This is a genomic window from Bacillus sp. ES1-5 (assembly GCF_022487605.1).
Lineage (GTDB): Bacteria > Bacillota > Bacilli > Bacillales > Bacillaceae_G > Bacillus_A > Bacillus_A wiedmannii.
In genome coordinates this window covers 1,661,776-1,682,346 of record NZ_JAKVPU010000001.1, presented here as the reverse complement: position 1 = coordinate 1,682,346, position 20,571 = coordinate 1,661,776, and the positions used below count along the sequence as shown (strand labels likewise).

The window sequence follows — 20,571 nt, the reverse complement described above, 5'->3', positions numbered from 1 at the left end:
CCCCCTTTATTTAGCTGAAAACAATCGACGCGATAATCCGGCGTCTAATAATAGTATGAGCGTTTGGCGAAAAACTATAAGCAGGGAATTTTTAGATTACAACCCAAGAATCTCTTCTAAATATAGCGCAATACCATCTTCTTCATTCGTTAATGTCGTATGATTTGCGAGTGATTTTAATTCAGGAATTGCATTACCCATTGCGATGCCGTGACCAGCAAATTCAATCATTTCAAAGTCGTTATCTTCATCACCGAAAGCGATAATTCGCTCTTGTGGAATGTTGTAATGACTAGAAATTTTTTGTAATCCGACAGCTTTATTTAACCCGCTTTTTACAATTTCAATAATCGGCCAAGGTGCGCCCCATTTTCTATGGTCGATTACTTCAGCATGCATATCAGTTAAATGTTGACGAATTGCACTGGAATGCTCGTCATGTGCGTCAATTAATAAGCAAGTTGGATGATCGTTTAAAATATTTAATAAGTCTCCTGTGAAAATCTTTGGAGAACCAAATTCGAAAATATGTTTTTTATCTTCATCAATTTCACGAACATACACATCGTCCATTACTTCAGCGTATATATTTTTCACGCCAAAATCAAAGCAAGCTCGGACAATTTCTTGCGCTGTTGCTAGCTCAAGAGGAGAGTGATGTGTTCCCCATTTTGAATCAAGGGGATGATGTACGTAAGCGCCATTAAAGTTTACGATTGGTGTGTTAAGACCAAGTTCTTTATAGTAATCAAAACTAGCACGGAATGGACGTCCTGTTGAAATAACGACAATATGTCCTTGTTCCTTTGCTTTTGCAATTGTATGTTTTGTTCGAGTGGAAATTATTTTGTTGTCTGTCAATAAAGTGCCGTCTAAGTCTAATGCGATTAAATGCTGTTTATTCATAATTTCACCTCTTATAATAATTTTTTGTTTATATCTATATTTCCGTTTTTAATATGCAGAAATAAGAGGTTAAACTGGGTGAGAACACCAAAGATGGAAAGTTCACTATATATCCATCTTACGTCGCAAAGTGCTGCGGTGTCTACTATTTCTCGCTGGAAATTAAGAAAAGTCAACATCTTTTTAGAAAGTTCAAACAATGTTTCTTTCATTATGTACAAATTGTGAAAAGGGTTACATTGCTCGTATGATGAGGCTTATAATGAACATGTAATCTTCTCGTATATGTTTGACTCTCCTTTGAAGCTGGCCTATAGTAGGTTGGTTTCTTTTTTTTTCTACAAATAGGAAAGAAATCCCTTCCTATGCTTGTGTCATTCATGTATATGTACAAGAACGAAATGTAGTACTTGTTTCCTAAACATGACAGAAAAGCTTTCTTTTAAAATGGATATACTAATGAGGCAAAGACGTCATGGAAGGAGAATGGAAATGGGACAAAATCGCAGGTTTCGTTCTGGACAAAAAGCGCCAAATGATGGCATTTACGTAGAAATTGGTGAAACAGGAAGTATGGTAAAAGATCCGCAAATGGTGACATTAACTGCCGGTGAAAAGTTTCCAGATAACACGAATCATAATCGTCAGTGGACATATAAAAGAAAACCGTAACAGGGGCCGCAATCATTATTGCGGCTTTTTTGTCGTTACACATTATAATTTCACTTACCGTATATTTTTCAATTGTATAATGAATGTTCCCTTTTTCTTTTTCCAATAATAAGTTTGAAAATACATAAGCAAAATTATTGTATAAAAAAGTCAGTTGGCGTATAATCAAATCAAAGGTCAAAGAAAGTCAAACGTTTGGAGGACTGTAAAGATGGACTTAAATCAAATGACAACAAAAACACAAGCGGCGATTATGAGTGCCCAATCTTTAGCGGTATCTCATCATCATCAAGAAGTAGATACTGTTCATCTCTTGTTTACATTATTAGAAGAGCAAGATGGGTTAGCGGTGCGTATTTTTCAAAAAATGAATGTCGATATAGAAGCGTTAAAGCAAGGCGCCGAAAGTTTAATTAAGAAAAAACCTTCTGTAACGGGAAGCGGTGCAGAAGTAGGAAAATTATATATAACAGGTGCTCTGCAACAACTACTTGTAAGAGCAGGAAAAGAAGCAGAGAAATTGCAAGATGACTACATTTCAGTTGAACATGTATTGCTTGCTTTTTCAGAAGAAAAAGGCGATATAAATCAATTACTTACAAGATTTCACATTACGAAAGATAACTTATTACAGTCTTTAATGACAGTTCGGGGGAATCAAAGAGTGACTAGTCAAAATCCAGAAGCAACTTATGAAGCGTTAGAAAAATATGGTCGTGATTTAGTGGCGGAAGTGAGAGCAGGGAAAATTGATCCTGTTATCGGTCGCGATAGTGAAATTCGACGTGTAATCCGCATTCTTTCACGTAAAACGAAAAACAACCCGGTTTTAATTGGTGAACCGGGTGTTGGTAAAACAGCAATCGTTGAAGGATTAGCACAGCGTATTGTGAAGAAGGATGTACCAGAAGGATTAAAAGATAGAACAATCTTCGCATTAGATATGAGTGCGCTTGTAGCTGGAGCGAAATTCCGTGGTGAGTTTGAAGAGCGTCTGCAAGCTGTATTAAATGAAATTAAAAAGAGTGAAGGCCGCATTTTATTATTCATCGATGAACTGCACACAATCGTCGGCGCTGGTAAAACAGAAGGTGCGATGGACGCAGGAAATATGTTAAAACCGATGCTTGCGCGTGGTGAACTGCATTGTATCGGGGCGACAACGTTAGATGAGTATCGTAAATATATTGAGAAAGATCCAGCGCTAGAAAGACGTTTCCAACAAGTATTAGCAGAAGAACCAACTGTTGAAGATACAATTTCCATTTTACGTGGTTTAAAAGAGCGCTTTGAAATTTATCATGGTGTAAATATTCATGACCGCGCGATTGTAGCGGCATCCGTTTTATCAGATCGATATATTTCGGATCGTTTCTTACCAGATAAAGCAATTGATCTTGTTGACGAAGCGTGCGCAACGATTCGAACAGAGATTGATTCTATGCCAACAGAATTAGATGAAGTAACACGTCGTATTATGCAGTTAGAAATTGAAGAAGCGGCTCTTGGAAAAGAGAAGGACTTTGGTAGCCAAGAACGCCTGAAAACGTTGCAACGTGAATTATCGGATTTAAAAGAAGTTGCAAGTGGTATGAGAGCGAAATGGGAGAAAGAAAAAGAAGACATTCATAAAGTGCGTGACTTACGTGAACATTTAGAGCGCTTGCGCCGTGAGTTAGAAGAAGCAGAAGGAAATTACGATTTAAATAAAGCAGCTGAGCTTCGTCATGGGAAAATTCCAGCTATCGAAAAAGAGTTAAAAGAAGCGGAAGAAATGGGTGCACATAATAAACAAGAGAATCGCTTATTACGTGAGGAAGTAAGTGAAGAAGAAATTGCAGATATTGTTTCACGCTGGACTGGTATTCCTGTCGCAAAACTCGTTGAAGGTGAACGCGAGAAATTACTACGCTTAGAGCAAATTTTATCAGAGCGTGTTATCGGTCAAGAAGAAGCGGTAAGCCTTGTATCAGACGCAGTTCTTCGTGCGCGAGCTGGTATTAAAGATCCAAATCGTCCAATTGGTTCATTTATTTTCTTAGGACCTACAGGTGTTGGTAAAACTGAGCTTGCAAAAACATTAGCACAAACGTTATTTGACAGTGAAGAGCAAATGATTCGTATCGACATGTCTGAGTATATGGAGAAACACGCTGTGTCACGCTTAATTGGTGCGCCTCCTGGATATGTTGGATATGAAGAGGGCGGTCAATTAACAGAAGCGGTAAGACGTAAACCGTATTCAGTTATTTTGTTAGATGAAATCGAAAAAGCACATCCAGAAGTATTCAACATTTTATTACAAATGTTAGATGATGGACGCATTACAGATTCTCAAGGACGTACAGTAGACTTTAAAAACACGGTTATTATTATGACTTCAAATATAGGATCTGCTCATTTGTTAGATGGATTAGAAGCAGATGGCTCAATTAAAGAGGAATCAAGAGAACTTGTAATGGGGCAATTAAGAGGACATTTCCGACCAGAGTTTTTAAACCGTGTCGATGAAATTATTTTATTCAAACCTCTTACAACGAATGAAATTAAAGGTATTGTTGATAAAATTGTAAAAGAATTACAAGGTCGTTTAGCTGACCGTCATATTACGGTAGAATTAACAGACGCAGCGAGAGAGTTTGTTGTAGAAGCTGGCTTTGATCCGATGTACGGAGCTCGTCCATTAAAACGATATGTACAGCGTCAAGTTGAGACGAAATTAGCACGAGAATTAATTGCAGGAACGATTACTGATAACAGTCACGTAGTTGTTGATGTAGAAAATAACGAATTAGTCGTTCATGTAAAGTAAAATAAAAAAAGAGTTCGGATAAAATCCGGACTCTTTTTTTAGTGTTGTTCTACTGGCTCGTTTGGAATTGTAGCTGAAATTGCTAGTACTAATACCGCAAGAACAACTGAGAAAATAGACGCTTGGTTAAAATCGTATGTACCGCCAGTCATAGAGCCGATTACGTAGCTCATCATATGTACAAGCGCGAACGACCAAATTAATGCCCAAATGAAACGCATATTTTACACCTCTATTCGTTCAATCTGTCCTTATTGTAACACAATTGAAAAAAGAATATAGAAAAATATTTGTAGATTTTTCAACGCAAATTTGCATTCTGTTCATACATTATAGAAGAGTACTTTTATACGTTTAGAAAATAAGGCGGGGGAAAAATGAGTATTACGGAACGTTTTTTTTATTTAGAAAAAGAACCATGTGTCATTTATTTACCGGAGAAGCCAAATGGATTTTCTGTTATGCTTCTCGGTGATTACAACTACTTTATTGAGAATGGTACAAGTTTATGGACACAGCATGCAGGAAGGTCTTATTTTTTACATGGCCTTATTGCGGAAGGCTATACGGTCTTTTCCTCTAATTTATATGGAAGACATTGGGGAAACGATCAATCTATTCGTCTAGCAAAACGCTTATATGACGTTGTTTTGAGAAAAGAGACATTAAATGCGAAAATGCACATTATGGCAGATGGTATGGGGGCACTTGTAGCACTTGAAATGATGAACAAATACCCTGAATGTATACGCTCTGTCATTATGTTAAATCCGTGTTTAGATTTACCAGAATATGTGGAGTTTGAAAAAGAGCATAAGTTTTTTTACAAAAGATTAGTGAAGGAGTTAAGTTTGGCGTATGATTCCAAAGAAGAAGAATTAGAATCCAAAATAAATAAGAAATCATTTACGCTTCTTCCGTCTTGTGTACCTGTTAAAGTTTTCGTATCAACACAAGAAAAAAGAGGAAGAAAACAGTTGTTACGTAAATATGAGAAAATGAGGCAATTCAATCAATGTGATACTTCTGTCTTATTCCATCTGCAAGATGTGAAATATAAAATGGTTAGGCAAACGACTGATTTCTTTAAAAAATATGAAGAAGAATTGTGAAGCTCCCATATACATAAATGAGGAGCTATTTGTTTCAGGGAGAAAGGGTTGGTGGTATGGAGCGCGTGCTAATTATAGGTGCACTTACGTTTGTAGGTTATCACCTTGTGAATAAAATGATTGCAGAAGAAGTGGAAGTGTACGGTCTTGATTTTGATGAATTCGAGAATATGACAAAAATTAATGAGGAGAAGTTATTGTTAATTGGGCGAAATGCGTTATTTACGTATTATTCGATAAGAGATGAAGATGGATGGAGGTCAGTAGAAGGAGAGAAGTTCGATACGGTTTACTTTTGCTTATATGAGCCAAATCAACAAAGTGGTTTTCGGAATGAAAGAGTTATATTACAGTATTTAAAGCGGATTATAAGACTGTGTGCAGAACAGAAAGTGAAGTTAAATCTAATTTCTTCTATTGAAGTAGAAAACGCAGATGAATCTGAAAATAAACGTTTATTTTCGAAAGTGGAAGAAGGATTGAAAAAAGGAGAGGCACCATATAGTGTATTTCGAGTTCCTACATTATATGGGCCATGGCAACCATCTTTTATGATGTATCATCAGCTCATTTTATCAGAACTGGATGAGAAAGAGTGCCATTATGCGAGTGAGGAAAACGGAAGTGATCTATTGTACGTGGAAGATGTATGTGAATACTTATGGGAAAATGGAATGAAAGTGGAGCATCTCGGCATATACAATTTACTTAGTGGTAAAAAGTCGTTATGGAAAAAAGGTATGAACCTTTTACGTGCAGCGGATAAAGTGAATAAAAAGAATGAGGAAGAACGAAATGATGCTGTCGAGGTTATTTCGATAAAAAGAAATACTCCGTTAGAATACGGTTTAAATAAACAATTGGCACATATGAAAAAATATAAAGAGTTATACGAAGGGTAGTGTACGTGTTACACTATTGTATGATTGTGAAATGAAAGTTTTTACGGAGAGGAAGAACGTAATATGAACGAAAAAAGCATGCAATTTTTACAAATCGCAATGAAGCATTTACCAGAAGCAAAGGCCATCTTAGATTCGAATGGAATTGCGCTTGATATGGAGAAAGCACAACCAGTATTAGAGTTATTGATGAAAGTTATGAACGAAGCATATGAGCTTGGGAAAGCAGAAAAAGAATAAAAAGCATCTTTTTAGATGGAAGAGAGGCTCGAATCGTGGACAGAAGCGGTTCGGGCCTTTTTATATTTCGAAAGAAACAGAGAAAGGTATGTTTCTGTTTCTTTTAATAAACAATAAAGTGAATAATGCTGGATTTATGTTTTAGCTGAAATATATTCTAGACAAAAATACATTTATGTTTTAAAATTAGTACCAAGTCATAATAATTGATATAAAACGGAGGGCTGCGATGTGAACGTGGGCATTTTAGGGATCGGAAGATATGTGCCAGAAAAAGTAGTCACAAATCACGATTTAGAGAAAATCGTAGATACATCTGATGAATGGATTCGTACGAGAACGGGAATTGCAGAAAGACGCATTGCCGATGATACAATAGATACTTCATATATGGCGGTAGAGGCTTCTAAAAAAGCACTTGAAGATGCCGGGATTAGCGGAGAGGATATCGATCTGATTTTAGTGGCAACAGTAACGCCAGATCGCGCATTCCCAGCAGTAGCTTGTGTCATTCAAGAAGCCATTGGCGCAAAACACGCAGCCGCAATGGATTTAAGTGCAGCGTGTGCTGGTTTTATGTACGGAATGATTACAGCGCAGCAATTTATTCAAACGGGAACTTATAAAAATGTATTAGTAGTTGGTAGTGATAAACTATCTAAAATTGTAGACTGGAATGATCGAAATACAGCAGTACTATTTGGAGACGGAGCCGGTGCTATCGTAATGGGGGCTGTTTCAGAAGGAAGAGGCGTTCTATCTTTCGAATTAGGAGCAGACGGAAGCGGCGGTAAGCATCTTTATCAAGACGAGTATGTTATGATGAACGGCAGAGAAGTCTTTAAATTTGCTGTTCGCCAACTTGGTGATTCCTGTCTTCGCGTGTTAGAAAAAGCGGGACTTACTAAAGAGGATGTGGATTTTTTAGTACCGCATCAAGCGAATATTCGTATTATGGAATCTGCAAGAGAGAGATTAAATTTACCACAAGAAAAAATGAGTATGACAATTGAAAAGTTTGGTAATACATCAGCTTCTTCAATTCCAATTGCAATGGTAGAGGAATTGCAAAATGGACGTATTCAAGATGGTGATTTAATTATACTTGTTGGTTTCGGCGGCGGATTAACATGGGGAGCAGTTGCTCTTCGTTGGGGTAAATAAGGACTGAGAGAAAAAAAGGAGTGTATTTTGTATGGAGAAAAAGAGGGTCGTAATTACAGGACTAGGAGCTGTTACACCGATCGGAACAGATGTTGAAACAGCGTGGGAAAACATTAAAAAGGGTGTATCTGGAATCGGACGACTTACAAGAATTGATCCGGAACTATTTCCAGCAAAAGTAGCAGCAGAAATTAACGACTTTGAAGTCGAGAAATATATTGATAAAAAAGAAGCGCGCCGTATGGATCGCTTTACACAATATGCAGTAGCAGCAGCGAAAATGGCAGTTGCAGATGCAAAGCTTGAAATTACAGAAGAAAACGGACCTCGAATTGGTGTATGGATTGGTTCTGGTATTGGCGGTATGGAAACATACGAAGAACAATTTAAGATTTTTACTGAGAAAGGCCCGCGCCGCGTGAGCCCATTCTTCGTACCGATGATGATCCCAGATATGGCAGCAGGTCAAGTATCGATCGCAACAGGAGCAAAAGGAATTAACACTTGTTCTGTAACGGCTTGTGCATCTGGTGCAAACTCAATTGGTGATGCATTTAAAGCAATTCAACGCGGTGATGCTGATGCAATGATAACAGGCGGAGCAGAAGCGCCGTTAACAAGTATGGCATTTGCCGGATTTAGTTCAGCGAAAGCATTAACATTTAATGAAGATCCAGCAACAGCTTGCCGTCCATTTGATAAAAACCGTAGCGGTTTCGTAATGGGTGAAGGTTCAGGTATTTTAATTCTTGAAGAATTAGAGCACGCATTAGCTCGTGGTGCTCACATTTATGCGGAAATCGCGGGTTACGGTGCAACTGGTGATGCATTCCATATTACAATGCCGGCTCCTGGCGGTGAAGGCGGCGTGCGTGCAATGCGTCAAGCTTTAGCAGATGCAGGTCTACAGCCAGAAGATATTGATTACATTAATGCGCACGGTACAAGTACGGATGCGAATGAAAAGTATGAAACGATGGCAATTAAAGAAACGTTCGGTGAGCATGCGTACAAAGTAGCAATTAGCTCAACGAAATCAATGACAGGTCACTTATTAGGAGCAGCTGGTGCTGTTGAAGCGATCTTCTCAATTAAATCAATTACAGACGGAGTAATCCCTCCAACAATTAACTATGAAACACCAGATCCAGAATGTGACTTAGATTACGTACCGAATAAAGCGAGACAACAAGAAGTAAATGCAGTATTAAGTAACTCACTAGGATTCGGTGGTCATAACGCAGTATTAGTATTTAAATCGTATAAATAATAGATGAGATAAAGAGTTTTTTCGTAGCATATTACGAAAAAACTCTTTATTTATTTTTACGCCTTTTTCTCCTTTTGCATATACATAAGAAAAAGGAGGGATAAAGATGGGGATTGTTGAAACTGCTGAGTGGTTACATCTATATTATGGACGGCCAGAAAAGCTGTGTGAGAAGTTTACGAAGTATATCCCGCTGCCAAAAGAAAGATTGTATCGCTTTTTAATTTCTAAAGGTATGTATCGCCCGGTTATGCGAGGAGAACAGGAAATTAAAGAGTTAGAGAAGAAGGGAATTTGGAAAGAGTTACGTATGGAGTATGAGAAACTAAAAAATTGGTTAAAAGGTCCGGATGTCCCTGTCTTTATTTTATTATCAGATTCATATAATCGAACTGTACAAGAGGAGTATAACGGTAGGGCTGGATTATCTATGCGTCACGTTATTTTCTTATTCGTATGTGGACGGAATTCGGTGGAAGAATTAAAGGTGTTATTGGCGCATGAATATCACCACATATGCAGGTTACATCAAATTGAGACGAAAGAAACAGAATATACATTACTTGATACGATGATTATGGAAGGGCTAGCTGAGCAAGCGGTAACGGAAAGATATTCAGAAAAAAACAATGCACCGTGGACGATGTATCTTTCAAAAAAAGAGGCTATTTATTATTGGAAAACGGTTGTACATGAAAGAATAAGTATAAAACGAGGAACAAGGGAGCACGACATCTTATTAAATGGATTTCACTCTTATCCAAAGATGCTTGGCTATGCGCTTGGATTTCATATCGTCAAAGATTGTGTAACATTGGAAGGAGAGGATACACTTTCTTTATTATCTATAGATGCAAAAGAAATATTGAATAAAGCAAATACATTTCATATATAAAAAAACAGGAGCTCTATTTCCTGTTTTTTTTAGTATTAATAGAAGAAAAAATAATAATTAGAATATATTTCCTTAGGTGGAATAAAGTTAAGAAAAATTGAACATAATGATTGATACAAACAGTAGTGAAGTGAGGGGTAGTGAATGTTATATCTACATGATGTATGGGTAAATTGGTTTGAAGGTGAAGAGAATGGGTATAACGTTTGTAATTTTTACGAATGGCGGAAAGATGATACGATTGAGCTATTAGATCAAGTGCCATTATTAAAAGTAGATGCCACATTATATCATTACATCGAGGACGAATTGTTAGAGCTTCCGCAAAAATTGTTGGAAGACGTACATCATAAGGCATATATTCGTAAAAATCATGAACGTTTGCAGCAAGAGTATTGCTTTGTTGTTACAGATGGAAAAGGAATTATTGCGATTGACACAATTGGTTACAATGTACCAATTCGAAAGAGCAGACTTATACCGCGCCAAGAGCAGATGGTATATGAGATGGTAGAAAACGTACAAGCAGAAAAGTATGAGTTCCAAGTAGAAGAAATGGAAAAAGAACATCATATTTTATCACCATCACCTTTCATTATGAATGGCTTAACTCGTAAAGAAAGACAGCTTAAACAATTATTATTTATGGCGTTAGATCAATTACATACAACGAAAAATACAGCAGAAATTCGCTATTGGTTCACAGAGTGGGATCCATCAGCATACGGAATGGTTCAACATATGGAATTTGAAGATATTTGGGCTAAACTGTATGATGAAGCGAAAACAGGCTGGTCTGAGAAGCACGAACAATTATGTGAGCGTCTCGTAAAAGGACAGCCATTTTTTGAAAAGTTATGGGAAATGGAAAACGAGCAAAAGGTAAATTAAAAAACCGCCAATTGGCGGTTTTTTAATTTGTTGTAACTTAGCTCCAGCGGCAAGAATGTTCGGTGGCTTCGCGCCTTCCCCCTCACATTCTAAGTGAGCCGCTGGAGCTTTATAAGAAATCCAGCTCCGGCGCCTAGCCCTTCGCGTCTAAGAACCTTCCCCACGAGAAGGTAAAAAAGCACCTTCTGTGGGAAAGAACCTTAGCCGTCAGGGCTAAGCAGTCGCCTCCGCTTTATAAGTTACTTACGTTTTCTACTTAGTCCCATTGCGTTTTCTACTTTGCGTAGTTGTTTGAATGCAACGCGGTTTGCTTTTTCTGCACCTTTGTCTAGAATTTCGTCTAGTTCTGGTGAGTTGATTAGTTCGTTATATTTGTCTTGGATTGGACGAATTGCTTCTACGACTACTTGTGCTAGGTCGCCTTTGAAGTCTCCGTATCCTTTTCCTTCGTACATTGCTTCGATTTCTTCAACTGTTTTTCCAGAGAATGAAGAGTAGATTGTTAATAAGTTAGAGATGCCAGGTTTGTTTTCTTTATCAAATTTCACGATACCTTCAGAATCAGTTACAGCACTTTTAATTTTCTTTTCAATTGTTTTTGGTTCATCAAGCATACTGATCATTGCTTTTGGGTTCGGATCAGATTTACTCATTTTTTTCGTAGGTTCTGTTAATGACATAACGCGAGCTCCTACTTTTGGAATACGAATTTCAGGAACAGTGAACACTTCACGGAAGCGTTTGTTGAAACGCTCTGCTAGGTCGCGTGTTAATTCCATATGTTGTTTTTGATCATCACCAACAGGTACGATTTCAGTGTTGTAAAGTAAAATATCAGCAGCCATTAATGGTGGATACGTTAGCAATCCAGCTGGAACTGAATCTCTACCAGAAGATTTATCTTTATATTGCGTCATACGCTCTAATTCTCCAACGTAAGCAACTGATTGCATAATCCATCCTAGTTGAGCGTGTGCTGGTACTTCTGATTGTACAAATAAAGTAGCTTTTTCTGGATCGATGCCGCATGCTACATAAAGTGCAGCAAGACTGCGAATGTTTTTACGAAGTTGTACGGGATCTTGAGGTACTGTAATCGCATGTTGGTTTACAATACAGAAATAACAGTCGTGTTCGTTCTGAAGCTCTGTAAATTGCTTCATAGCCCCTAAATAGTTTCCAAGTGTAATTGTTCCACTCGGCTGAATACCAGAAAAGATAACTGACATAAGTAATTCCTCCTAAATTTGAATGCGTGATGGGGAAGAGAAGGCAAACAAAAAAGCCCATTCATCCCAAAAAACTATAGGGACGAATGGACCGCGGTACCACCCTAATTATTTCACTACTGTGAAATCTCTCTAATCCATAATAACGTTTGGATATAACGCCAAAGCCTACTACTTTCGGTTCGGTTTGGTGCTCAAAAGCCCATTCCACACTGCGCAATTACTTGTTCACACCAGCCACAAGCTCTCTGAAATTGCCTCAATATGTACTCTTCTTTATCATCGCATACATATAAATTTATTTATTGTTACCTGAGCTCTTTTAATATGAAAGAACTAAAGTTTTATAACAAAATGTTTTGCTGATTATTATATCATATGGGATAGTGTTTGCAAACTACATCAAAATAGTAAAGCTAATGAGGGTCGAGAACAACCCAAGAACGATACCTGTAATACAAATTGGATACGTCCATTTGAATGAATATGTTTTATAAATACGTTCTTTCTTATCGACAGGTTCCTCTACTTCTTCAATTAAAGACTCAATTTTTTTGTTCGTACCAAACACTCTTTGGAAGGCGTAAATTGTTACATTGAAAAATCCATTTTGAAATATGAATAAAAAACCGCCTATAAGAATAAAAAATAGTGCGACATAAAACGATATGTTGACAAAATTCAACAAAAATTGCGATGAAACGAGGAATGCGCCAATACTAGAACCGATTATCGCTATGAAAATTAGTATACAAGTATGAAAAAAAACTTTATTCAAAATGTTCCCCTCCGTCAAAATATTACTAGAATTATTATACTATAAAAGCTATAATATGTACTAGAATTAATTTTTTGAAAATTATACGCAATTAAAGGTCTGATTTCAAGATGATGGTAGCAATGTTAACGTATCCCTTTACAAAAAAATAAAAAAATAAACATTTTATTAAAAATTTTAACAAAAAAACAAAAAACTATATTCACAATTGTTATATTATATGTATAATGAAAATTGTAGAAACTTGGAGATTATTCTTTCAATTCTACATTTTTACAAGTGAGGGTACAGGAAGTGCAATTAGGGGAGGCAACACAACATGAAGAAAAAGATACCGTTATTACTTGCATCGACGTTGACTGTCAGTATGTTAGGAGCTTGTAGTTACCAAAAAGAGGATAATAAAGCAGGCGCAAAAGAAAAATCCTCAAACAAGCAAGTGTTAAATCTAACCGAGACAGCTGAAATCCCAACTATGGATACGACGTTATCAACAGATGCAGCATCTTCTAACATCATGAATAACACAATGGAAGGATTATATCGTCTGGGGAAAGACGATAAGCTTGTTCCAGGTGTCGCTAAATCTTATGAGAAATCAGGGGATGGCAAAAAGTATGTATTTAAGTTACGTGAAGATGCGAAATGGTCTAATGGTGAACCTGTAACAGCGAAAGACTTCGTTTATTCTTGGCGAAGAGCTGTAGATTCAAACACGGGTGCCAAGTTTGCTTACATACTATTTGATGTTAAAAATGCGGAGAAAGTTAACAAAAAAGAATTACCAGTTGAAGAACTTGGTGTAAAGGCAATTGATGATCATACACTTGAAGTGGAATTAGATAACCCTGTTCCTTATTTTGTAAGTTTAACAGTCTATCCAACATTGTATCCTTTGAATGAGAAGTTTGTAACAGAACAAGGAGCAAAATTTGGATTAGAATCCAATACGACACTTTATAATGGTCCATTCGTATTAAATGAATGGAAGCATGAACAAAGTTTCCAACTTAAGAAAAATCCAACGTATTGGGAAAATAAAGAAGTAAAACTTGAGGAAATAAACTTCAATATTGTTAAGGATCGTTCAACTGCTATAAATTTATATGAAACGAAAGCGATTGATCGTGTCGTATTAACATCAGAGTTTGTAGATAAATACAAATCAGATGCTGACTTTAAAACGATTAAGAGACCATCTACACAATTTATTCGCTTAAATGAAAAGAATAAATTTTTAGCAAATAAAAATATCCGAAAAGCAATTGCAATGTCCTTTGAACGTGAAAATATCGGAAAAGTGATCTTAAACGATGGTTCAGAGGGGATATATGGTTTTGTTCCGAAAGGCTTAGCAAAAGGTCCGAATGGAAAAGACTTCCGTGAAGAAAACGGAAAGCTTATAAAAGAGGATATTAAAGAAGCTCAAAAATACTGGGAAGCTGGTAAAAAAGAACTTGGTGTAGACAAAGTAGAGTTAGAGCTATTAAACTTTGATACTGATGATGCTAAAAAAATTGGAGAGTATTTAAAAGGCCAATTTGAAAAGAACTTACCAGGTTTAACAGTTTCAACAAAAATGCAGCCATTTGCACAAAAATTAAAACTTGAAGCAAGTGGAGATTACGCAATGTCATACGCGGGATGGAGTCCAGATTATATGGATCCAATGTCATTCCTTGAAATGTATACGACAGGTAATGCGCAAAACAAAGTAAATTATGCAAACCCAGCGTATGATGATTTAATTAAAAAAGCGAAAACAGAAGTTGATGTACAAGCTCGCTGGGATACATTATTACAAGCAGAAAAACAACTGCTTGAAGATGCAGCGATTGCTCCAGTATATCAACCAGGAAAAGCTTATTTACAACGTGGCTCAATTACTGGCCTATTAGAACATAAATATGGCGGAGAATTTAGCTATAAGTGGGTTGAACTAAAAAACTAAAAATGGTTTCCATCATGAATAAGGGTATATGCCTATGATGGGCATATGCTCTTATTTTAAAAAAATAAAAGTAAGAATATTTTAAACTATCTTATTGCTTTTGAGAAAAACGGGGAGGTGCTTGACTATGGGACGTTATGTATTAAAACGTTTCGTGTACATGGCTTTGACATTATTTTTAATTACTACACTGACTTTCTTTTTGATGAAATTACTTCCGGGTTCTCCGCTTAAAAACCAGGAGAAACTATCACCGGCACAAAAAGAAATCATTCTTGAAAAATATGGCTTAAATGATCCAGTACCAGTTCAATATGCACGTTACTTAGGTAACTTAGCAAAAGGTGATTTAGGGGTATCATTCCAATATGATAACCGTCCAGTAACAGATATGATTGTGGATCGTATTGGACCATCAGCACAACTTGGTTTACAAGCGATTATATTAGGAACATTTATCGGTTTAATTTTAGGAATCGTTGCGGCACTTCGTAACAATACGTGGGTCGATTATGGGGCGACAATTATTTCCGTACTCGGGATGTCGGTACCATCGTTCGTATTCGCCGCATTACTACAATATTTCGTAGGGGTAAAACTGGGGTGGTTCCCAGTAGCATTCTGGAAAGGGCCAGAGTTTACCGTAATGCCTACAATCGCTTTATCGATGGCAGTTATCGCAACAATCGCACGTTTTGCTCGTGCAGAGTTAATTGAAGTTATGCAAGCTGATTACATTTTAACAGCGAAAGCGAAAGGAATTAGCCAAGGCGTTATCATTATTAAACACGCACTTCGTAACGCGTTAATTCCAGTAGTAACAATTTTAGGACCAATGGTTGCAGGTTTAATTACAGGGACATTAGTTATTGAGCAAATTTATGCTGTACCAGGACTAGGGGAACAGTTCGTTAAATCTATTACAGTGAATGACTATACAGTTATTATGGGAACTACAATTTTCTATAGTGCGATTTTCATCTTAGTTATTTTCATTGTCGATATTTTATACGGAATTATTGATCCTCGTATTCGTTTAGCGGGAGGGAAAAAATGATGAAAGATGTACAAAAATTATCTCCAGATTTATTTCAACAAGCCAATCAAAATAATGTTGATAATGAAGTCATTGCCCGTCCAAGCTTAACGTTTTGGCAAGATGTAAGAAGACGTTTGTTCCAACATAAAGGAGCAATGTTCGGTTTCGTTTTATTAGCGCTTATTATATTACTAGCAATTTTAGGACCGATGGTAAGTAAGCATTCTTATAAAGAGCAAGACTTAGGTCGTGCGAAATTACCACCGAAAATTCCTGTTATTGAAAATGTTCATTGGCTACCATTTGACGGTACAGATCAATATGGTGTTGACCAATATGAAAAACGTGATATTAAAGAGTATTTCTGGTTTGGTACAGATGATCTTGGCCGCGATTTATGGACAAGAACATGGGAAGGTACGCGTGTATCATTATATATCGCTCTTTTAGCAGCAGCAATTGACTTAGTAATTGGGGTTGCATATGGAGGTATTTCAGCGTTCTATGGCGGTAGAGTAGATAATATTATGCAACGTGTTATGGAGATTATTAACGGTATTCCATACTTAATCATCGTTATTTTAATGGTAATCATTATGGGATCTGGTATATGGTCAATTACACTCGCGATGGCGATTACAGGTTGGATAGGGATGTCGCGTATCGTACGTGGACAAATCCTGAAATTAAAAAATCAAGAATACGTATTAGCATCTCGTACATTAGGTGCAACAAATACACAGTTAATTGTAAAACACTTAATCCCGAACGTAATGGGACCAATTATCGTAATGACAATGTTTACAATTCCAACAGCAGTGTTTGGTGAGGCGTTCTTAAGCTTTATCGGTTTAGGTATTCAGCCACCATTCGCATCACTTGGTTCTCTTGTAAACGATGGTTATAAATCAATTCAAACGTATCCACATATGATGTTCATCCCAGCGGTTGTCATCAGTATGTTAATCTTAGCATTCAACTTAATGGCAGACGGATTACGCGACGCGTTAGATCCAAAAATGCGTAAGTAAAAGAGGGGAGAAGTAAAAATGAAAACATTGCTAGAGGTAAAAGATTTGCAAGTCTCCTTTGATACACATGCAGGTGAAGTACAAGCTGTACGCGGTGTTACTTTTGATTTAAAAAAAGGAGAAACATTAGCGATTGTAGGAGAATCTGGTTCTGGTAAATCAGTTACTTCTAAAGCGTTAATGGGATTAATTCCGAATCCTCCAGGGCGTATTAAAAACGGTGAAATCGTATTTGAAGGTCGTGACTTAACGAAACTGACAGAAAAAGAAATGCAGCAAGTGCGCGGTAAAGATATCGCGATGATTTTCCAAGATCCAATGACATCATTAAATCCAACGATGACAATTGGGAATCAAATTATGGAAGGTCTTATTAAACACCAAGGGATGAGTAAAGCAGACGCACGTAAAGTTGCGTTAGAATTAATCGACCTTGTAGGTATTCCGAATCCAGAAGCGCGTTTAAAACAATATCCTCACCAATTCTCAGGTGGTATGAGACAGCGTGTAGTTATTGCGATGGCGTTAGCTTGTAACCCGAAATTATTAATTGCTGATGAGCCGACAACAGCGCTAGACGTTACAATTCAGGCGCAAATTTTAGAGCTTATGAAGGACATTCAGCAAAAAACAGAAGCGGCAATCATTTTCATTACACATGACTTAGGTGTAGTGGCAAACGTTGCGGACCGCGTAGCAGTTATGTACGCAGGTAAAGTTGTTGAAATTGGAACGGTTGATGAAATTTTCTACAATCCAAAACATCCATACACTTGGGGCTTAATCGCATCTATGCCAAGTTTAGATGGTTCAGAAGAAGAGTTATACGCAATCCCTGGAACGCCTCCAGATTTATTAAAGCCGCCAAAGGGAGATGCTTTTGCACCACGTAATCCACAGGCATTGAAAATTGATTTTGAAATGGACCCACCTTTATTTAAAGTAAGTGATACACACTATGCGGCAACTTGGTTACTTCACGAGCAAGCTCCAGAAGTAAAACCACCGGCAGTCGTTGAAAAACGCATTCTTCAAATGAAAGCAGGTGAACAACATGACTAAACAACGTGAGAAATTAATTGAAGTAAAAAATGTAAAACAGCACTTCGACGTGAGTGGTGGTGTTGTCAAAGCGGTTAATGATATTTCATTTGATATTTATCGCGGAGAAACATTTGGTCTTGTAGGAGAATCGGGTTGTGGTAAATCGACAACTGGAAGAACGATTATTCGTTTATATGATGCAACTGCTGGTGAAGTGTTGTTCGATGGTGAAAATGTACATGGTAAAAAATCACGTGCAGAGCTGAAGAAATTCAACCGTAAAATGCAAATGATTTTCCAAGATCCATATGCATCATTAAACCCTCGTATGACAGTAGGGGATATTATTGCAGAAGGTATTGATATTCACGGACTAGCAAAAGGCAAAAAAGAGCGTATGGACCGTGTCCATGAATTATTAATCACAGTTGGTTTAAATAAAGAGCACGCAAACCGTTTCCCGCATGAATTCTCAGGTGGACAACGTCAACGTATCGGTATCGCTCGCGCACTTGCTGTAGAACCTGAATTTATCATTGCTGATGAGCCAATCTCAGCACTTGACGTATCAATCCAGGCGCAAGTTGTAAACTTACTGAAAAAGTTACAAAAAGAAAAAGGTTTAACATACTTATTCATTGCCCATGATTTATCAATGGTAAAATACATTAGTGACCGCATCGGCGTAATGTACCGTGGTCAAATCGTTGAGCTAACAACAAGTGAAGAGTTATATGCGAATCCAATTCATCCATATACTAAATCACTATTATCAGCAATTCCGCTTCCAGATCCAGATTATGAGCGCAATCGTAAACGTATCGTATACGATCCATCTCAGCATGATTATGCTAGTGAAGCACCGACAATGCGTGAAATTCGCCCAGGACATTTCGTATTATGTTCTGAAGCGGAGTATAAGAAATATAAAGAGATTTATCAATAATAAAAAAGCCAATCTTCCGTTACGGAAGATTGGCTTTTTTCTACTATATAATAGATTTGTCAACATTTCTCGGTAAGTCGATATATTTAAAGAATCGCAGATATAAGTTTCCTTTACTAATGAATACACCTTAATTAAAGGAGTATTATTGTGCCTGAACAGAAACACTCTCCTCTTGTTCTTCAGGTTTAACGAGTGCATAACGTTCCCACGCTCTACTTTTCCAGCGGAAGAACATAATGATGGCACGTGTCCATTCATCAATAGCAATGGCCAGCCAAATACCAACGAGCCCCATATCTAAATGGAAGGCGAAAAAGTAACCGAGTGGTAAACTCATTAACACCATAGAGAATGCTCCGATTAATACTGGGTACTTTGCATCACCAGCTGCGCGAAGTGAATTGATAATGACGATGTTCATCGTACGTCCCGTTTCAAGTAGTACACTTAGTAAAAGAACTGACGTACCTAACGTAATAATGTGCGGATTATCTGTAAACAGTCCCATTAATTGTGTACGGAATGTAATGACGAGAGCGACCATACATAAAGTGACGCCAATTGCCCATTTTACACTTTTCCATACGCGTTCATACGCTTCATCTTTTTCACCACCGCCAACGAGGCGTCCGATAATAATGGCTGTTCCCATACCGATCGCAATCGCGAATAAATAAGTGAACATAGAAATATTCGTAGCGTATTGTCTAGCCGCTAATGATTCCGTTCCTAAATATGTTGCATAGTATAAGAAGACAATTTGGCAAGCTTGATACATAACCTGCTCAAATGCAGATGGAATCCCGATTTTTAAAATTTTCCCGATGTATTCTTTTGATAAGGTGAAGTAATATTGTAATTTCACACGATATTCCATAACGCGGTACAGTAACCAGAAGAAAACGATAAGCGCGATAAGTCGGCTGACAGCAGAAGAAATGGCAGCCCCTTGTACACCGAGCTCTGGGAAACCAAATTTACCGAAAATGAGTACGTAGTTTCCAGCGATATGAATAATATTCATTCCAAGTGAAATAAACATCGCTTGCTTTGTGAAGCCGTGTACGCGGATAATTGCGGCTAATGAATTAATAATAGCTTGAAGGAAAATAGCTCCCCCGACGATGGATAAATAGTTTTGTGCATACATGAGTACATCGCCTTGTAAGTTCATTGCCATCATCATATGTTTTGAAAATAAAAGAAAACCAGCGCTTATAACGAGTCCGACCACTAAATTTAATGTGACGGCTAAAGCTGATATTTTAGATGCTTCCATAAAACGTTTGGAACCGAGGTATTGAGATACGACGATAGCTGCGCCGTTCCCGATGACTTCTAGTACCAAAATAGCGATATGGAGATATTGATTCGCTGCACCAACCCCAGATACAGCATCGTCTGATAATGCACTTAACATGAAAGTATCAGCGATCCCCATTAACATAAATAGAAAAACTTCTAGAAAAATAGGCCATGTTAATAAGAATAAACTTAATTTCTCTGTCGGCCCGTTTTTTGCCTGAATTGCTGCCATGTCCGTCCCCTCTTTACCGATATCTATTTTTAGCAAAGTGTATCGTAACATACTTTCCTATCCTTTGCACTCATTTTAACCTACATATCTTTATTATGAAGGGAGCGCTATTTTATGATAAAAAGAGAAGGATAATTATGCAAAAAGTA

19 protein-coding genes and 1 other annotated feature are annotated in these 20,571 nt (G+C 37.3%); of the genes, 14 read left to right on the top strand and 5 right to left on the bottom strand.

All coding sequences use genetic code 11. The features are described 5' to 3' along the window. Positions 1-96 precede the first annotated feature (96 nt). Positions 97-906, bottom strand: coding sequence for a Cof-type HAD-IIB family hydrolase (locus MKO96_RS08665; RefSeq protein WP_087979779.1), 810 nt, complete (start codon positions 904-906; stop codon positions 97-99). 492 nt (positions 907-1,398) lie between these two features. Here MKO96_RS08665 and MKO96_RS08660 point away from each other — a divergent pair, with 492 nt between their 5' ends. After that, complete coding sequence (locus MKO96_RS08660) at positions 1,399-1,578, top strand: YjzC family protein (RefSeq protein ID WP_087979780.1); 180 nt, start codon at positions 1,399-1,401, stop codon at positions 1,576-1,578. Between the two features lie 211 nt (positions 1,579-1,789). After that, positions 1,790-4,390, top strand: coding sequence for an ATP-dependent chaperone ClpB (gene clpB / locus MKO96_RS08655; protein WP_240587249.1), 2,601 nt, complete (start codon positions 1,790-1,792; stop codon positions 4,388-4,390). A gap of 38 nt (positions 4,391-4,428) precedes the next feature. Here clpB and MKO96_RS08650 read toward each other — a convergent pair whose 3' ends face one another. Beyond that, positions 4,429-4,611: a YjzD family protein gene (locus tag MKO96_RS08650; protein ID WP_001211113.1), complete on the bottom strand. Its 183-nt coding sequence runs from the start codon at positions 4,609-4,611 to the stop codon at positions 4,429-4,431. 156 nt (positions 4,612-4,767) lie between these two features. Between MKO96_RS08650 and MKO96_RS08645 the strand changes: the two genes are divergently transcribed. The 7 genes from MKO96_RS08645 to MKO96_RS08615 all read left to right on the top strand — a co-directional run bounded on the left by MKO96_RS08645 (position 4,768) and on the right by MKO96_RS08615 (position 10,864). Further along, positions 4,768-5,502: a lipase family protein gene (locus MKO96_RS08645; RefSeq protein ID WP_064476820.1), complete on the top strand. Its 735-nt coding sequence runs from the start codon at positions 4,768-4,770 to the stop codon at positions 5,500-5,502. Positions 5,503-5,531: 29 nt separating this feature from the next. Beyond that, complete coding sequence (locus tag MKO96_RS08640; protein ID WP_240587248.1) at positions 5,532-6,404, top strand: NAD-dependent epimerase/dehydratase family protein; 873 nt, start codon at positions 5,532-5,534, stop codon at positions 6,402-6,404. Positions 6,405-6,467: 63 nt separating this feature from the next. Then, positions 6,468-6,644, top strand: a complete 177-nt coding sequence (locus MKO96_RS08635) for a ComZ family protein (protein WP_048559636.1) — start codon at positions 6,468-6,470, stop codon at positions 6,642-6,644. A gap of 231 nt (positions 6,645-6,875) precedes the next feature. Beyond that, positions 6,876-7,808 (top strand): beta-ketoacyl-ACP synthase III, encoded by a 933-nt coding sequence (gene fabH, locus MKO96_RS08630; protein ID WP_001100551.1) that lies wholly within the window; start codon positions 6,876-6,878, stop codon positions 7,806-7,808. A gap of 31 nt (positions 7,809-7,839) precedes the next feature. Further along, complete coding sequence (gene fabF, locus MKO96_RS08625) at positions 7,840-9,078, top strand: beta-ketoacyl-ACP synthase II (protein WP_000412643.1); 1,239 nt, start codon at positions 7,840-7,842, stop codon at positions 9,076-9,078. Positions 9,079-9,184: 106 nt separating this feature from the next. After that, the gene (locus MKO96_RS08620; RefSeq protein ID WP_240587247.1) at positions 9,185-9,973 is read left to right on the top strand and encodes a DUF2268 domain-containing putative Zn-dependent protease; all 789 of its coding nucleotides are present in this window, start codon (positions 9,185-9,187) and stop codon (positions 9,971-9,973) included. Between the two features lie 144 nt (positions 9,974-10,117). Further along, on the top strand, positions 10,118-10,864 hold the full coding sequence (locus MKO96_RS08615; RefSeq protein WP_087979784.1) for a YjbA family protein: 747 nt from the start codon (positions 10,118-10,120) through the stop codon (positions 10,862-10,864). A gap of 239 nt (positions 10,865-11,103) precedes the next feature. Here the strand turns inward: MKO96_RS08615 and trpS are convergent, their stop codons facing one another. Both trpS and MKO96_RS08605 read right to left on the bottom strand, forming a co-directional pair. Beyond that, complete coding sequence (gene trpS, locus MKO96_RS08610; protein ID WP_240587246.1) at positions 11,104-12,093, bottom strand: tryptophan--tRNA ligase; 990 nt, start codon at positions 12,091-12,093, stop codon at positions 11,104-11,106. Between the two features lie 75 nt (positions 12,094-12,168). Continuing rightward, positions 12,169-12,385 (bottom strand) — a binding site (T-box leader). Between the two features lie 105 nt (positions 12,386-12,490). Continuing rightward, positions 12,491-12,871: a DUF3899 domain-containing protein gene (locus MKO96_RS08605; RefSeq protein ID WP_240587245.1), complete on the bottom strand. Its 381-nt coding sequence runs from the start codon at positions 12,869-12,871 to the stop codon at positions 12,491-12,493. Between the two features lie 319 nt (positions 12,872-13,190). Here MKO96_RS08605 and MKO96_RS08600 point away from each other — a divergent pair, with 319 nt between their 5' ends. The 5 genes from MKO96_RS08600 (at position 13,191) to MKO96_RS08580 (ending at position 18,882) form a co-directional block, all read left to right on the top strand. Further along, positions 13,191-14,822 (top strand): peptide ABC transporter substrate-binding protein, encoded by a 1,632-nt coding sequence (locus MKO96_RS08600; RefSeq protein ID WP_240587244.1) that lies wholly within the window; start codon positions 13,191-13,193, stop codon positions 14,820-14,822. Positions 14,823-14,949: 127 nt separating this feature from the next. Beyond that, positions 14,950-15,879 (top strand): oligopeptide ABC transporter permease, encoded by a 930-nt coding sequence (gene opp3b / locus MKO96_RS08595; RefSeq protein WP_000534165.1) that lies wholly within the window; start codon positions 14,950-14,952, stop codon positions 15,877-15,879. Next, the gene (gene opp3C, locus MKO96_RS08590; RefSeq protein ID WP_000974096.1) at positions 15,876-16,892 is read left to right on the top strand and encodes an oligopeptide ABC transporter permease; all 1,017 of its coding nucleotides are present in this window, start codon (positions 15,876-15,878) and stop codon (positions 16,890-16,892) included. Before opp3b ends, opp3C begins: the two co-directional genes overlap by 4 nt. Positions 16,893-16,910: 18 nt before the next feature. Then, positions 16,911-17,954, top strand: coding sequence for an ABC transporter ATP-binding protein (locus MKO96_RS08585; protein WP_000854346.1), 1,044 nt, complete (start codon positions 16,911-16,913; stop codon positions 17,952-17,954). Beyond that, positions 17,947-18,882 carry an ABC transporter ATP-binding protein gene (locus tag MKO96_RS08580; RefSeq protein WP_000166340.1) on the top strand — a complete coding sequence of 312 codons (936 nt, stop codon included), beginning with the start codon at positions 17,947-17,949 and terminating at the stop codon, positions 18,880-18,882. The genes MKO96_RS08585 and MKO96_RS08580 overlap by 8 nt, the downstream gene beginning before the upstream one ends. Positions 18,883-19,027: 145 nt before the next feature. Here the strand turns inward: MKO96_RS08580 and MKO96_RS08575 are convergent, their stop codons facing one another. Continuing rightward, on the bottom strand, positions 19,028-20,473 hold the full coding sequence (locus tag MKO96_RS08575; RefSeq protein ID WP_240587243.1) for an MATE family efflux transporter: 1,446 nt from the start codon (positions 20,471-20,473) through the stop codon (positions 19,028-19,030). Positions 20,474-20,571 lie beyond the last annotated feature (98 nt).

Bases quoted from the DNA above. Each gene is read 5' to 3' on its own strand.
- MKO96_RS08665 (WP_087979779.1), bottom strand. From the start codon at position 906: ATGAATAAACAGCATTTAATCGCATTAGACTTAGACGGCACTTTATTG.
- MKO96_RS08660 (WP_087979780.1), top strand. From the start codon at position 1,399: ATGGGACAAAATCGCAGGTTTCGTTCTGGACAAAAAGCGCCAAATGAT.
- clpB (WP_240587249.1), top strand. From the start codon at position 1,790: ATGGACTTAAATCAAATGACAACAAAAACACAAGCGGCGATTATGAGT.
- MKO96_RS08650 (WP_001211113.1), bottom strand. From the start codon at position 4,611: ATGCGTTTCATTTGGGCATTAATTTGGTCGTTCGCGCTTGTACATATG.
- MKO96_RS08645 (WP_064476820.1), top strand. From the start codon at position 4,768: ATGAGTATTACGGAACGTTTTTTTTATTTAGAAAAAGAACCATGTGTC.
- MKO96_RS08635 (WP_048559636.1), top strand. From the start codon at position 6,468: ATGAACGAAAAAAGCATGCAATTTTTACAAATCGCAATGAAGCATTTA.
- fabF (WP_000412643.1), top strand. From the start codon at position 7,840: ATGGAGAAAAAGAGGGTCGTAATTACAGGACTAGGAGCTGTTACACCG.
- MKO96_RS08620 (WP_240587247.1), top strand. From the start codon at position 9,185: ATGGGGATTGTTGAAACTGCTGAGTGGTTACATCTATATTATGGACGG.
- MKO96_RS08615 (WP_087979784.1), top strand. From the start codon at position 10,118: ATGTTATATCTACATGATGTATGGGTAAATTGGTTTGAAGGTGAAGAG.
- trpS (WP_240587246.1), bottom strand. From the start codon at position 12,093: ATGTCAGTTATCTTTTCTGGTATTCAGCCGAGTGGAACAATTACACTT.
- MKO96_RS08600 (WP_240587244.1), top strand. From the start codon at position 13,191: ATGAAGAAAAAGATACCGTTATTACTTGCATCGACGTTGACTGTCAGT.
- opp3b (WP_000534165.1), top strand. From the start codon at position 14,950: ATGGGACGTTATGTATTAAAACGTTTCGTGTACATGGCTTTGACATTA.
- opp3C (WP_000974096.1), top strand. From the start codon at position 15,876: ATGATGAAAGATGTACAAAAATTATCTCCAGATTTATTTCAACAAGCC.
- MKO96_RS08585 (WP_000854346.1), top strand. From the start codon at position 16,911: ATGAAAACATTGCTAGAGGTAAAAGATTTGCAAGTCTCCTTTGATACA.
- MKO96_RS08580 (WP_000166340.1), top strand. From the start codon at position 17,947: ATGACTAAACAACGTGAGAAATTAATTGAAGTAAAAAATGTAAAACAG.
- MKO96_RS08575 (WP_240587243.1), bottom strand. From the start codon at position 20,473: ATGTTACGATACACTTTGCTAAAAATAGATATCGGTAAAGAGGGGACG.